Annotated in this window: 11 protein-coding genes; all 11 read left to right on the forward strand. The window is 53.8% G+C overall.

The annotated features are described in order from the left end of the window. Positions 1–25 precede the first annotated feature (25 nt). The 11 genes from EHV07_RS01985 (at position 26) to EHV07_RS02035 (ending at position 14,195) form a co-directional block, all read left to right on the forward strand. Entirely contained in the window at positions 26–2,812 is a 2,787-nt protein-coding gene (locus EHV07_RS01985; RefSeq protein WP_147194381.1) for a DNA methyltransferase, read from the forward strand. Continuing rightward, positions 2,809–4,854 carry a DEAD/DEAH box helicase gene (locus EHV07_RS01990; protein WP_147194384.1) on the forward strand — a complete coding sequence of 682 codons (2,046 nt, stop codon included), beginning with the start codon at positions 2,809–2,811 and terminating at the stop codon, positions 4,852–4,854. The genes EHV07_RS01985 and EHV07_RS01990 overlap by 4 nt, the downstream gene beginning before the upstream one ends. Next, positions 4,847–6,025, forward strand: coding sequence for a GIY-YIG nuclease family protein (locus EHV07_RS01995; protein ID WP_147194387.1), 1,179 nt, complete (start codon positions 4,847–4,849; stop codon positions 6,023–6,025). Before EHV07_RS01990 ends, EHV07_RS01995 begins: the two co-directional genes overlap by 8 nt. Before the next feature lie 390 nt (positions 6,026–6,415). Continuing rightward, entirely contained in the window at positions 6,416–6,784 is a 369-nt protein-coding gene (locus tag EHV07_RS24420; protein ID WP_168199581.1) for a hypothetical protein, read from the forward strand. 87 nt (positions 6,785–6,871) lie between these two features. Further along, positions 6,872–7,237: a hypothetical protein gene (locus tag EHV07_RS02005; protein ID WP_147194390.1), complete on the forward strand. Its 366-nt coding sequence runs from the start codon at positions 6,872–6,874 to the stop codon at positions 7,235–7,237. Positions 7,238–7,319: 82 nt separating this feature from the next. After that, positions 7,320–7,955, forward strand: coding sequence for a hypothetical protein (locus EHV07_RS02010; RefSeq protein WP_147194393.1), 636 nt, complete (start codon positions 7,320–7,322; stop codon positions 7,953–7,955). Positions 7,956–8,064: 109 nt separating this feature from the next. Then, positions 8,065–9,051 carry an ArdC family protein gene (locus EHV07_RS02015; protein WP_147194395.1) on the forward strand — a complete coding sequence of 329 codons (987 nt, stop codon included), beginning with the start codon at positions 8,065–8,067 and terminating at the stop codon, positions 9,049–9,051. Positions 9,052–9,156: 105 nt separating this feature from the next. Next, a complete protein-coding gene (locus EHV07_RS02020; RefSeq protein ID WP_147194397.1) occupies positions 9,157–10,089 on the forward strand; it encodes a DUF1281 domain-containing protein in 933 nt (310 codons plus the stop codon). 106 nt (positions 10,090–10,195) lie between these two features. Next, positions 10,196–10,879 carry an N-6 DNA methylase gene (locus EHV07_RS02025; protein ID WP_147194400.1) on the forward strand — a complete coding sequence of 228 codons (684 nt, stop codon included), beginning with the start codon at positions 10,196–10,198 and terminating at the stop codon, positions 10,877–10,879. A 124-nt stretch (positions 10,880–11,003) separates the two neighbouring features. Next, on the forward strand, positions 11,004–12,503 hold the full coding sequence (locus tag EHV07_RS02030; RefSeq protein ID WP_147194402.1) for a UvrD-helicase domain-containing protein: 1,500 nt from the start codon (positions 11,004–11,006) through the stop codon (positions 12,501–12,503). A gap of 66 nt (positions 12,504–12,569) precedes the next feature. After that, complete coding sequence (locus EHV07_RS02035) at positions 12,570–14,195, forward strand: TraI domain-containing protein (RefSeq protein ID WP_147194405.1); 1,626 nt, start codon at positions 12,570–12,572, stop codon at positions 14,193–14,195. Positions 14,196–14,232 lie beyond the last annotated feature (37 nt).

Below are 14,232 nucleotides of genomic sequence, written 5' to 3' on the forward strand. Positions count from 1 at the left end.
CATGCAAAGGGAGAGCTGTACGCAAATGAACGCCGTAGAAATTGAACAAGCCATCACAGATCTTGCGGAACAGCCCTTTGATCCCATAGGATTTCCTTATGCTTTCCTTGAAGCCTTTGGTAACAAGGAAACGACCATCAAACGCCTGCGCGCCGGGGCATCGAACAAGTCCGATTTGGGCGGCGTTCTTCAGACAAACAACATTCACATTCTTGCCAGTGAAGAGGGTCAGGTCACACAGGCGCTGGCTGCACTCAAGGCCAGCTCGGCAACAGGCAAGGCCAAGGCGAAGTTCATCCTTGCCACCGACGGCAAATACTTTGAAGCCGAAGACCTTAACAGCGGCCAGACCATCGCTTGCGCCTTTGAAAACTTTCCCGATCACTTCGGCTTCTTTCTGCCGCTGGCAGGTATAACCACCGTTCGCCAGATTAGCGAAAACGCCTTCGACATTCGAGCTACCAGCCGTCTAAACCGTCTGTACGTCGAACTACTAAAAGATAATCCTGAATGGGGTACTGCGGAGCGTCGTCACGACATGAACAAATTCATGGCGCGATTAATATTCTGCTTCTTCGCTGAAGACACCGATATATTTATCGGTAAGGGACGCTTCACCGAGACCATTGCTCAGATGAGTGAGCGTGATGCTTCAAATATGCACGACGTTATCGCCACGCTGTTTCGCGCTATGAACACCCCAAGCTATAGGCGTGCCAGCGTCGGTATTCCACGCTGGGCCGCTGAGTTTCCTTATGTTAACGGTGCTTTGTTTTCGGGTAGTGAAGAAGTGCCGCGCTTTAGCCGCATCGCACGTTCCTACCTGCTGCACGTTGGCAATCTTGACTGGACCAGAATCAACCCGGACATCTTTGGATCGATGATTCAGGCGGTCACCGATGATGAGGAGCGTGGCAAGCTAGGGATGCACTACACCAGTGTTCCCAACATACTGAAGGTACTAAACCCGCTATTTCTCGACGATCTGCGAACAAAGCTGGAAGAGGCGGGTGACAACCCACGCACCTTGATCAACCTGCGCAAGCGCATCGCCCGTATCCGCGTGTTCGATCCGGCCTGTGGTTCGGGCAACTTCCTGGTCATCGCTTATAAGGAAATGCGTTCTATCGAGGCAGAGATCAATCAGCGTCGCGGTGAGCCGGATCTTGCATCGGAAATCCCCCTGACCAATTTTCGAGGGATCGAGCTGCGTGATTTTCCGGCGGAGATTGCCCGCCTCGCGTTGATTATCGCCGAGTACCAGTGTGATGTGCTATATCGAGGTCAAAAGCTGGCATTAGTAGAGTTTCTACCTTTACGCAACGAGAACTGGATCACCTGCGGCAATGCTCTACGGCTTGACTGGGCTGGTTTGATGGGGGTTGGCGGCTCAAGTGTGAGATTGATGACGGACGACCCCTTTCAAATGCCGGTCAATCAAGCAGGGATTAAGTTTGAGTACGAAGAAGGCGAGACTTATATCTGCGGAAATCCACCTTACAAAGGGCAATCCGAGATGAGCGACAAGGAGAAAAGTGACTTGTCGTCGGTTTTTGTCAGCACAGGAATTCAGTGGAAATCTTTGGACTACGTTTTGGGTTGGTTCTGGAAGGCGAGACAGATGTGCCTGTCTCACAACACTCAATGTGCTTTTGTTTCGACTAACTCAATTTGCCAAGGCCAACAGGTTCCGGCGTTTTGGTCATTAGCTTTAACTGATGGGCTGCGCATCCATTTCGCCAGAACGTCATTTCCTTGGAAAAACCTTGCTACTAACAACGCCACTGTCTCCGTGGTAGTGGTAGGTCTTGCGACTAGAGTAAACGACGCACGCCTTTATGAAGAGGGAATCGAGGACCTCCCGCAAGAGCGTCGAGTCAACTTCATCGGGCCGTACCTTGTTCCTAATACTTGTATAGTCGTAGAAAAGGCTGGCAAACCTCTAAATGGTTTGCCTCCAATGGACTATGGCAGCAAGCCGGCGGATGGTGGAGGGCTTGTCATCAAGGCGCAGGATTATCACGAGATTACGGACCCAGGAGTAAAGCATTACATCAAACAATATCTTGGTAGTGACGAATACATTGATGGTAAGAGTCGATGGTGTCTATGGATTACCGATGAAGAGTTGCCGGAGGCATTGATGTTTCCGTTTATTAAAGCCCGTATCGACGCTGTCCAGCGTTTCCGTGCTCACAGTAAGAAAGACAAAACTAGGGAGCAGGCTGCTTGCGCTCATCTATTCGCGGAAGTTAGGCACGGACGTGATTCAGGCGAAGCAATGCCGCTGATCATTCCCATTCATACTAGTGAGAACAGGCAGTTCTTACCAGTCGGCGGCTTGGCACGCGGGGCAGTTGTTTCTAACGCCGCGTTCGGTTTGTATGACGCCCCTCTTTGGTGCATGGCTTTGATTGCCTCACGCTTACATCTAGTTTGGATTGCCACCATCTGCGGCAAGTTGGAGACACGCTATCGCTACTCTAATACTCTAGGCTGGAACACCTTCCCAGTACCAATACTCACAGAGAAAAACAAGGCTGACCTAACGCGTTGCGCAGAGGACATACTTCTGGTGCGTGAGCATCATTTTCCCGCGACCATTGCTGATCTGTACGATCCCTCGAACATGCCTGACGATCTGCGTGCTGCACATGATCGCAACGACGAAGTTCTGGAGCGTATCTACATCGGTCGTCGTTTTAAGAACGATACAGAGCGGCTAGAGAAGCTATTCGACCTTTACATCAAGATGGCTGCTTCGGCTGCATCAGCCAAGGGTAAGAAGCGTAAAGCAGGAGCTAACGCATGAGCATCAAGATCAAGTCAGTACCGTCCATTTCCGTTAATTACGCACACAACGGAGCATCAACCAAGGCTAATACCCTTGGGATGCGGCCCATGCAAGAGCGGGCCTATGAGAAGCGCGGAGAACAATATCTTCTCATCAAATCGCCGCCCGCCTCCGGTAAGAGTCGGGCTCTGATGTTCATTGCACTCGACAAACTCGAAAACCAAGGGATCAAACAGGCCATCATCGTCGTTCCAGAGAAATCCATCGGTGCTAGCTTTAACGATGAACCGCTATCGCAGTATGGCTTCTGGGCTGATTGGCATGTCAAACCAAAGTGGAACCTCTGCAATGCGCCCGGTAACGACAATGGTGGCAAGGTGAAATCTCTCGGCACCTTTCTGGAAGGTAGCGATAAGGTGCTGGTCTGCACACACGCAACCTTTCGCTTCGCGGTCGATGCCTACGGCGTAGATGCGTTTGACGATCGCCTGATCGCCGTCGATGAATTCCATCATGTGTCAGCTAACCCGGATAACAAGCTGGGTCAGCATCTTGGGCAGTTCATCGCGCGCGACAAGACACACATCGTTGCCATGACCGGCTCCTACTTCAGGGGGGATGCGGAGGCCGTGTTGGCTCCTCAGGATGAGTCCCGGTTCGATACCGTCACCTACACCTACTACGAACAACTCAACGGTTACGAATACCTCAAGCAACTCGATATCGGCTACTTCTTCTACGGTGGCTCCTACGTCGATGACATCCTCAATGTACTCGATCCTGACAAAAAGACCATTATCCATATTCCTAACGTCAATTCGCGCGAGAGCACGAAGGATAAAATCAAGGAGGTGGAGCACATTCTCGGCGAGCTTGGCGACTGGCAAGGTGCGGATCCTGCGACTGGTTTCCAGCTAGTCAAATGCCTCGATGGCCGAATGTTGCGTATCGCTGACCTGGTGGACCCAACTAGTCAAGGCAAGATTCAGGAAAGCCTTCGTGCTGTAGAAATGAAGACAGATCGTGACTATGTGGACATCATTATTGCACTTGGTATGGCAAAGGAAGGTTTCGACTGGATCTGGTGCGAACATGCGCTGACAGTTGGCTACCGTGCCAGCTTGACTGAGATCGTGCAGATCATCGGTCGCGCCACTCGCGACGCGCCGGGTAAAACACGCGCGAGATTTACTAACCTGATCGCCGAGCCGGACGCTGTAGAGGGCGCGGTGACCGAGGCAGTCAACGATACCTTGAAAGCCATCGCGGCAAGCCTGCTGATGGAACAGGTACTGGCTCCGCGCTTCGAGTTCAAGTCTAAGAACCCAGAAAGCGGTCCGACTCCAGGCTTTGATTATGGTGATGGAGGGTATGACCTAGATAGCTGCAATTTGGGTGTTAATGAGCAGACAGGGACGTATCAAATCGAGATTAAGGGACTTGCCGAGCCCAAGAGCAAAGAGGCGGTACGCATCTGCCAGCAAGATTTAAATGAAGTGATCGCGGCCTTTGTGCAGGATAAGCCCTCCATCGAACGCGGTCTGTTCGATGAAGAGCTGATTCCCGAAGAATTAACACAGGTTCGTATGGGGAAGATTATTAAAGAAAAGTACCCTGAACTTGACGCTGAAGATCAGGAGGCGGTACGTCAGCATGCTATTGCCGCCCTTAACCTCACGCAGCAGGCCAAGCGTCTTGCCACCGATGAGAATGATGGGATGCTTAATACTGCCCTTATCGACGGAGTGCGACGCTTTGCGATGGACGTACGCGATTTAGACATAGATCTTATCGACCGCATCAACCCCTTTGGTGAAGCCTACGCCATCCTTGCTAAGACGATGAGCGAAGATAGCTTGAAACAGGTTGCGGCGGCCATCTCGGCCAAGCGTACTTCGTTCACGCCTGAAGATGCCAAGGTGATCGCCAAGCGTGCTGCTGAATTCAAACGTGAACGTGGACGCCTCCCATCGTTAACTTCGCCGGATGCCTGGGAAAAGCACCTTGCCGAAGGCGCAGCTGCGTTTATGCGTTTCAGAGCGGAGGGGCGTTATGAGTAAATCTGATCTAGATGATTTGGCTGATGAACTTGCCGAATTTGCACCTCCTGAGAAGAAAAAAGGACGTCCAGCCAGCGAGGAACGCATCATCGGAGGTTTTGAGGAAATCCAGCGCTTCGCTGACCAACATGGACGTGTGCCGCAACATGGCGAAGATCGTGAGATCTTCGAGCGCCTCTATGCTGTGCGGCTCGATCGTCTACGCTGTCTCCCAGGCTGCCGCGCCTTGCTTGAGCCGTTGGATCATCAGGACTTATTGGCCGGAAGGGGCGAGGTAGTGGAGTCAGCGGACAAAATTATCGACATCGATGACTTGGCTGCCGAACTTGTAGACATTACCCGTACGGACGATATCACAGTCTTGCGTCATGTTCGTGCTAGCGCCGAAAAACGTGCTGTAAAAGGGATCGCAGATCGCAAGCCGTGCGGGGATTTTGATGCGTTCAAACCGCTATTTGAGCAAGTGCGCAGTGATCTAAGTTCAGGGTTAAGAGTGACCCGACCTTTCGGGCAGTATGCAACGATTGAAGTGGGCCATTGGTTTATCCTGGATGGTCAAACGGCTTATGTGGCTGAGGAAGGTGAAGAGTTCGATTCGCCACAGGGAAAGAAAGATGCTCGGCTGCGTGTCATTTACTCGAATGGTACGGAAAGCAACCTACTTCGGCTGTCATTGGTTCGTGCTTTGTATAAAGACGAAACAGCACGCCGAATTACCGATCCAGACATGGGGCCTTTATTCAGCGATGCTCTAGAAGAGGGTGATCTAGAAAGTGGCACCATTTATGTGTTGCGTTCTCTATCTGATAACCCTTACGTGGCATCACATCGTGATGTCATTCACAAGATCGGCGTGACTGGCGGCAAGGTAGAGACTCGTATTGCCAATGCTGAACACGATTCTACCTATCTGTTGGCGAAGGTCGAGGTGGTAGCTTCATACAAACTCGCAGGCATCAACCGCACCCGGATGGAAAACCTGTTTCACAGGCTGTTCGCACCCGCTCGGCTTAGCATCACCATTAACGACCGTTTCGGCCATCCTGTGCAGCCCGAGGAATGGTTTCTCGTTCCGTTGTTCGTCATCGACGAAGCTGTTGCACGTATCAAGGATGGTAGCATTATCGGATATGTCTACGACCCCATGGCTGCGAAGTTAGTCAGAGTCTAAGACATCAAAATGTATATAATCCTAGCCGTAGTATTGTGCCAGTTCGTCAGTTGACATAATCACTATTTGCTCTGAAAATGAACATGCTTACTCGTTGCTTCGTGCAACCAGCTAATGCTCCGGTAGTCTGAGAGGAGCGCCTTCGGGTGACTGCCAGCCAACGTTTCACCGGTCTGAGAGAAACACCTTCGGGTGGCCGGAAAATCCTCATTGCCTGAGAGAGGATGCCTTCGGGTGGTAAATCCGTTTAACCTCTGGAAACGGAGATCACTGAACAGTGATTGAGGTCATTTCAACTAATCAGACAGTCAGAATGTCATTTTTTCTGACTCCCCGACGGGAAACACTTCCCGTTCGGGCAGGTGTTTCCTTTTTTTATGGAGAAACACCATGTCTGTCATCTCTTCTGCGGTTTTCCCTGAACACCTTCTTGCGCAACTTCAGCAGTCTGCTGACGCAGCTGTCCGGAGATTAAAATCTCTCTTTTATCTGCGCCGTAGCAGCGGCTGGTATGTCAACGGCTCGGGCAATTATGCCGTTCGTGCGCATATCACCTCCGTCAAAGACCAGGGCGTTAAGGTCTTTCTTACCCTCCGTACCGGGTGCCACCGCGCTGAGTATGTGTTTCACCGTCTGCCGGTTTCCTTTCCTGAGGGAATGACAGGTCGCCGGAACGCATACCGTTATGCCTGCCGTCAGGCACAGCACCTGGCACACCTGCGCTATCGTTTTATTATATGCACTGAACTGAACGGCTGAAAATTTCAGCCGGCAAATGTTGTGGACCCTGACGGGGATATCTCTCCGTCGGAGGGGATATCCCGTTATTTAACTGAGGATATACCTATGTACGCAGACGTTTACACACTCAAAACACCTCTGGACACACTCAGCTGGCTTTGCCTGCTTGAGAGTGAGCTTCTGAGCATCAGGGCATTTCAGCGTCTCGGCCTTCATACGGACCGGGATGAACCGAATGAACTGACGTATCCGGAAGAGGCCATCATTAGCACCGGCACAGCCTATGGCTGGTTTGTCTGTTTTCTCAGGGACGGTGATATTCCACCGCTGCCTGCCACGGCCAGAGAACTTCTCTGCACCCTTGACGGTCTCGGTAAAGAAATTAACCGCCCTTTCTGGGAGCAGGCTGTGGCCCGGGGGCAGGATGAGGCCTGTGGTGACAAAGCTATCGCCGCCCTCGAAATGATGTAATCAGACAGAACACACCCTGACGGGGATTGACTCCCGTCCGGGGGATAAATCCCCCTTTTTTTTCTTTGCGGAGGATTTATCAATGAAAGACCTGTCTTCTTCCCCGGCTTCCATGTCGGTTGTTTATACCATTGAGCACGTCAGCACGGTTCCGTTACGTCACTGGCATGCTTTCGTTCTGGCCGTCACAGAAACGTTCTGGCAACTGCCGGTGCGCCTGCGTCCTGGAAATATGTATCTGCCGTCGCTTAACCGCGCGGCTGACCTGTTTCCGGTTGCTGACGTCATGGCGTTCTGTGGTGATTCAGGCGGCAGTTTCTGGCCGGTCAACATGACCATTGAGCGGGAGCGCAACAACAATACGCTGAGTATCCAGGAGCTGGATTTTCAGCATCAGCCCTGCGATTTCTTTGCGCGTGTTGTGATGGTCCTGCTGCACAACCTGTGTCCGGGCAGCTTCCGGATACATTCTTCTGACGAAGGCCGCAGCTGGGCAATACCGTTGCGCTGGATTGAGCGCCACACTGGACTGCCTGAGCATCCGTCACTGACAACGCCTCAGCCGGTACTGCAAACGCCGGTGAGTGAGGGCGCGTTTGATTCCCTGCTGCTGCAACTGCTGTCCGGTGGTGAGCGGGTGCTGAGCAGTGAGGACTGGAATGCCTTCGTGCTGGCGGAGTTCCATCTGTATGAACTGAAGCGCGTCACTGAAAACTGACCCGCTGTGATCTCTTCTTTTTCGCTCACCCCGGGTGAGTGTTCCCGTCGACGGGCGTATCTCTGCGCCCGCCGGCGCAGGGGTATGCCTCTGACTGAAGGTATATCTCATGAAAAAAACAACTTCACGTAAGGCGGTCCGCCGCCCGGCACAACAGACTGACCTTTATCGCCAGATAACTGACCGCATCGTCGTCGCGCTGGAAAACGGTGTCGCGCCCTGGCGTAAGCCGTGGCGTGCAGCTGTCGGCAGCGGTCTGGCCGGTCTGCCCCTGAACGCCACCACCGAACGTCACTACAGCGGCGTGAATGTCCTGCTTCTCTGGATGTCAGCGGAAGAGCAGGGTTTTCGCAATCACCGCTGGCTGACTTACCGGCAGGCGCAGCAGGCCGGCGGCCAGGTGCGTAAAGGTGAGAAAGCCACCCTGGCCGTGGTTTACAGGGACTGGACGAAACAGGCGGAAGACCGTGAGGGCAACCGCCTTTATGACAGTGACGGCAAACCGCTAACGGAAACCGTGCCGATGCTTAAACCCCTGCAGCTATTCAACGCTGAGCAGTGTGAGGGATTGCCGGCAGAGGTGGCGGCTTCACGTGAGCAACCGCCGGCGGTGGATGAGGACGGCATACTCAGTCCGGACGTGATGGACAGGGTAGTCCGGATGTTTAACGCCACAGGTGTTAAACACCGGACGCTGCCTCAGAACCGGGCATATTACCGCCCGCTGACGGATGAAATTGTGATGCCGGTGGCCGGGCAGTTTTTTACGGAGGCGGACTGGTGGTCCACGCTGCTGCATGAGCTGGTACATAGTACCGGTCATGCGAAGCGACTTAACCGGGAGGGGATAACCTCCTCATCCCGGCAGTTCGGGGACCCGGTGTATGCTTTTGAGGAGCTCATCGCCGAAATGGGCAGCGCGTTTTTGTGTGCTCAGCTTGGCGTATCCGGTGAGGTTCAGCACGACAGCTATGTGGACCACTGGCTGAAGGTGCTGAAATCTGACAAAAAGGCCCTGTTCCGCGCCTGCCGGCATGCCCGGGAAGCGTCGGAATACCTGCTGGCACTGCCTGAACGTCAGGCTGTGGCGGCGTAATTAACTTTTCCGGTGGCGGTTATTCCGTAACTGTCACCGTCCCGTGAGGACACTGCTCCTCACGGGGGCTGTGTCCTCTTTTTTTATGAAAGAGGAGTATTCACTATGTCCGAATGGTGTCATAACCGCCTGGAAATCACCGGTAAATCCGTCTGCATCGATGTCATGCTGCAGTGGATAAACGGGACTGACGTCCCGCGTCACCGCCACGCTGTGCAGCAGAGCATACAGCTTTTTCTGGCCGGCGCGGCGGGGATACTTAAACCGGTGCGCACCACGTCGTATCCGCCCTTTCAGGGGCTGGTCCGTGCAGGCACAGGGCTTTCCACTGCGGCCAACCAGGCGTTTGAAAACTGGCTGGCATTGTTGCTGAAGGACGCCGTTCTTGATGCGGAAACCATCCGGGCCATTGACCGGCTGTATCACCAGTCAGGTCTGGGTGCGCTGAAATGGGAAAACATCCCCGTCTCATCCCGTGACGTTATGGCAGAACTGATTATCCGGCAATACACCGACTGGTTTGGTCTGGTCAGTGCCGGCGAGGAGTCTGATGCTTCGGCTGCCTGGGAGCGGCTCAGCCAGTATCCTGAACGCTCCCAGCCCTGCGACATGCTGGTCGTCATACCCACGCGGCTGGCAGCAGAGCTGAACGGGGCCGGTGGGCTGATGTCCGGTGTGTCGACCACAACCAGCCTCTACTGCCGGCAGTACGGCATGGAGTGGCCGGCCGGGCACAATGTCAGCTGGCAGCGGCATTCGCCAAACAGTCTTACGCTGCAAATGGATACGCCCTGGCTCCCGCCGTCAGGTGAGGTTGTCGGGGATATCTCAGCGGTGTTTGACTGCGAGGTGCGTCACAGCTACAGCGAGCCCGTGAGCGGGCTCAGTGGTTACGACTGCTATGACGGCGGTGAGCATGTTGACGGATACAAAGGCGCGTCCGGCGCGCCTCAGTCCGGCCAGGTGCTTTATCTGGTCAGCGATGAGCCCGCTTCACCGGTTCAGGACGCTGCATCATATCGTGAGGTCAGGGGTTAAAAGCCTGCGCCTCCGTTAACCCAGCCACGGCAATGCCGTGGCTTTTTACCCTCAGGGGACACGTCCTCTGGTCAGGGTGCGTGTCCCTTTTTTTATGGAGAAACGCATGCCTGGCATGATTAACCACGAAAAAGCCTTTGTTAAATTGTTCAGTCAGACGGCCCGGTATCATCACCGGTTCAAGGTATTTGAAGACTTCATCAGCTGCAGCGTCATTGCGCTGGAAAACCGGCTTCACTTCAGTGAGGTGCGGGAGCAAAAGTATCTGCGTATAGTCGGTGGATACGAAAAGGAGGACGTCACGCGCATGGCCCAGCTGCTGGCCCACGTTGTTAACGGACTGGGTGACGCGCCGGGAGACTTCCTTGGCCGGGTCTTTATGCAGCTGGAGCTGGGTGACAAATACTGGGGGCAGTTTTTTACGCCCTGGGACGTGGCCAGAATGATGGCGGCCATGCAGCTGGGCGACACTGAAACGTTGTTCCGTGAGAAACCCTTCATCACCCTGAGTGAGCCTGCGTGCGGTGCCGGCTGCATGGTGCTGGCATTTGCTGATGTTCTGCAAAAGGCCGGCTGGCCACCGCACCGGTATCTGTGGGTCTCCGCGACAGATATCGATCCGCTTGCGGCCGGAATGGCTTATATACAGCTGTCCCTGTGCGGAATTGCCGGGGAAGTGGTGATCGGTAACACTCTGGCCAATGAGCGACGCCGGATACTCTACACCCCCGGGCACTATCTCGGCGGCTGGCCTGTTCGTCTGGATCCACGGCACTTGCAGGCAGCATAATCACATCCACACGCTCCCGATCGGGAGCGTTTTTTATTTCTAAAGCGGGGTATCTGGTTTTTTATCGCAGTTAACGCCTCCCGCTGCCAGTCTGATTTCTTATACGCAGTTGCCGGAGAGTCCCATGACCTGGAAAAACACAGCCGAGCAAAACGCCATCATTGAGTGGAAGGGCACTCATCTTGTGGTGAACGCTTTTGCCGGCACAGGAAAAACCTCCACGTTGGTGAACTACGCTGAAGCCAACCCGGAAAGCAGGATGCTTTACCTTGCCTACAACCGCGCTGTGCGGGATGAAGCTGAACGCAGGTTCCCTTATAACGTAGAGTGTAAAACGTCACATCAGCTGGCATGGGCCCGTTTTGGGAAACATTTCCGTGACCGGCTGACAGCCAGTCTGCGCATTACGGATGTGGCCAGAAAGCTCAACACCCGCCACTGGCCGCTGACCAGACTGGCGCTCAGCGGGCTGAATATGTTCCTCTGCAGCTCAGACCCCGAGCCGGGGCTGATACATCTGCCTGCTGAGGATGATCGCCACGGTCTCGATGCAGGTAAAATTCTGGGGGCAATCCAGATCCTCTGGTATGAAATGAGCCGTACTGATTCAGTCTTTCCCGTCACGCACGACACCTACCTTAAACTGTTCCAGCTCTCTCATCCTGACCTGTCAAAACGCTGGGACACCATACTCTTTGATGAGGCCCAGGACGCCAATCCGGTGACCAGTGCGTTTGTACTGAATCAGCCCTGCCGTGTCATCCTGGTCGGCGACCGTTACCAGCAGATTTACCGGTTTCGCGGGGCAGATAATGCACTCAGCGCCCCGCAGCTGGCGCAGGCAGACCGGTTATGGCTGACGGCGAGTTTTCGGTTTGGCCCTGAGGTCGCGCGTGTGGCCAACATCCTGCTTGAACGTGCCGGAGAGGAAAAGCGCGTGACAGGTAACGGGGGGCAGGATGCTGTCGTCAGTAGCCTTCCGGCAGGGGCTGAGCACATTGCTGTACTGAGCCGGACGGTATCAGGCGTGATCGGCAGCGCCCTGACGGCGAGCCTTATGGAGAAAAAGGTCTTCTGGGTCGGGGGGATTGAAGGCTACAAAACAGAGGAGCTGGAAGACCTGTACTGGTTCTCCGCTGATATGCCTGAAAAGATGCAGTCCCCGCGCCTCAGCCGGGACTACCGGGATTTTGACGAGTACTGCTCGATAGCCAAAGCCACCCAGGACGTGGAGATGAACCAGGCTATTCGCCTGCTCGATGACTTTTTCCCGCTTCCGCAAAAACTGGCCATTATGCGCCGTCAGGTCGTCACTCATGAAAAAGACGCTCAAGTCACGGTTTCAACCGCACACCGCAGTAAAGGGCTGGAATGGCCGGTGGTAATGCTCAGTGAGGATTTTACTGATATCACCGATCCGCTTCTCTCGCAGGAAGAGCGACAGGATGAGACTAACCTGCTGTATGTGGCTGTCACACGGGCAAGAGAGACGCTTGTGCTGAACGAGCTGGTGCGCTGGCTCAGCGAGGCCGATGATGAAAGCGTCAGCGAAGCCGGTGAGGATGATGATGAGAACGATGCCGTTATGCCCGGCGACGCGGGAGAAACTTCCGGAACTGAATAACTGGTTTTTTATGGTGTGGCGCAGGGAGTGTCATAACACTGAGCAGCCCTGTACCAGGAGAACACCATGCTCAGCAGAATCAAGACCCTGAGGTCTCTGTTTTCAAAAGGCGAATCAGAAGCACTACATCCTAAATCCACAGTCACGCCTGTCGGCTACCACGCCCCGCGTGGGGCCGGCATGATGTGCGCCACCCCGCTACGAAAAAGCTGCCTGCAGCAGATATGGGAGAACTGCTCTCTGCCCGCAGACCTGTATCAGCGCCTCTATTTGGCACCTCTGAATGGTTTGCTAGCCAGGGTACAGAATGTGCCGGCTACGCAGCAGGGAAGGTGGTCACAGTCAGACGGTTTTGGCGACCTTACGCTGCAGTTCACTACCTGTGCGGTCAGGCTGGCAAAAGGGTACATGTTCCCCCCCGGCGCGGCACCGGAAGAGCAGGCAGCGCAGAATGTGATGTGGAATGCGGTGATTTTCTGGTCGGCACTGTTCTGGCACCTGCCTCTTCTTGCGACTCTGGAGGGGGAGCTGCTTGACGGTAAAAGCTGGCTGCCGGGAATGACCGTTCCGGACTCGCCTTATCGTTTCCGGTTCCGGGAGGCAGAGAACGCATCAGCGTTTGCGGCGCTTGCCGCCGGGCAACTTATGCCGGCAGAGGCAACGGGCTGGCTGGCAGAGAATCCCGGGGCACTGGGCAACCTTGCCGGCGCACTCTGGAATCAGCACCCGGGCATGCCATTGATACGAAGCCTGATGAAGCAGGCTGCAGAGAAAACAGATTCTCCTCTGATAGAGTCAAAGACTGACGAAGTAGTAAATACCTTAGCAGGTGGACTATCTGGAGATAAAACCACGGTTCAGACGATACACACTTCGATTTTATCCCCGGACGTTTCTTCTCACCAATCAGATACGAATACGACAGATGCTTTAGCGGCTCCGGCAATTTTTGATCTTGCTTCCAGTATTGAGCCGGCTTCTCAAACTGACAGCCTTTTGTCAGAGGACCTCAGCGATTCCGGATCAGAAAGCCCTGCCAACGAGACAGTAATGACGGCAGTTGCTGACGACACTGACACGCTTTTATCTCTGTTTGAAGTACCGGAAAAAATGGCAACAGACGGTGATAGCAGTGAGGCTTTACCTGAAGAGCCCTTTTCTGAAAATGAAAAAATAGCTTCATCATACCCCATTGAAACTATTGAATTTTCTGAAAGCTCAGACAGTCATCCCACAGAGGGAAAGTCAGAAAATTCTGCGGTTGCTTTTGTTAACAAATGTGATGAAAGATTACATTCCGCATCCGGGGCAGTCAGCGGTGCTGGAGAAGTGGAAGGAACGCGTTTTTTTGACTGGCTTCGGGAAGGGATCAACCGGGGAGAGATCGCTTTTAATGGTAAAGATGACAAAGTTCACATTATTGCCGGTTACGTCTTTTTACCCGTCCCCGGCATTTTTTTTGACTACCTTAAGGCCACCGGCTCCACAGATAATCGGGAGAAAGTTCAGTCGTCTTTTGAGCAACTTAATTTACATAAACGTAGGGATAACAGGAGGTTTTACTTCGCTCAGTTGTTCGATACCCCCGATAAATCAGGCAAGTTTAAACGGATGAAAGGCTATCTGGTTAAAAGCAGACAGGTATTCAGAAAGACAATCCCTCAGGACAGTCAGTTCCTTTTGTTTCCCTGACCGTAATCGCGGTCTGACATCTGGTGCGTATCTGTAA

The sequence above is a fragment of the Pantoea sp. CCBC3-3-1 genome, from assembly GCF_007981265.1.
In the GTDB taxonomy this organism is placed as follows: Bacteria; Pseudomonadota; Gammaproteobacteria; order Enterobacterales; family Enterobacteriaceae; genus Erwinia.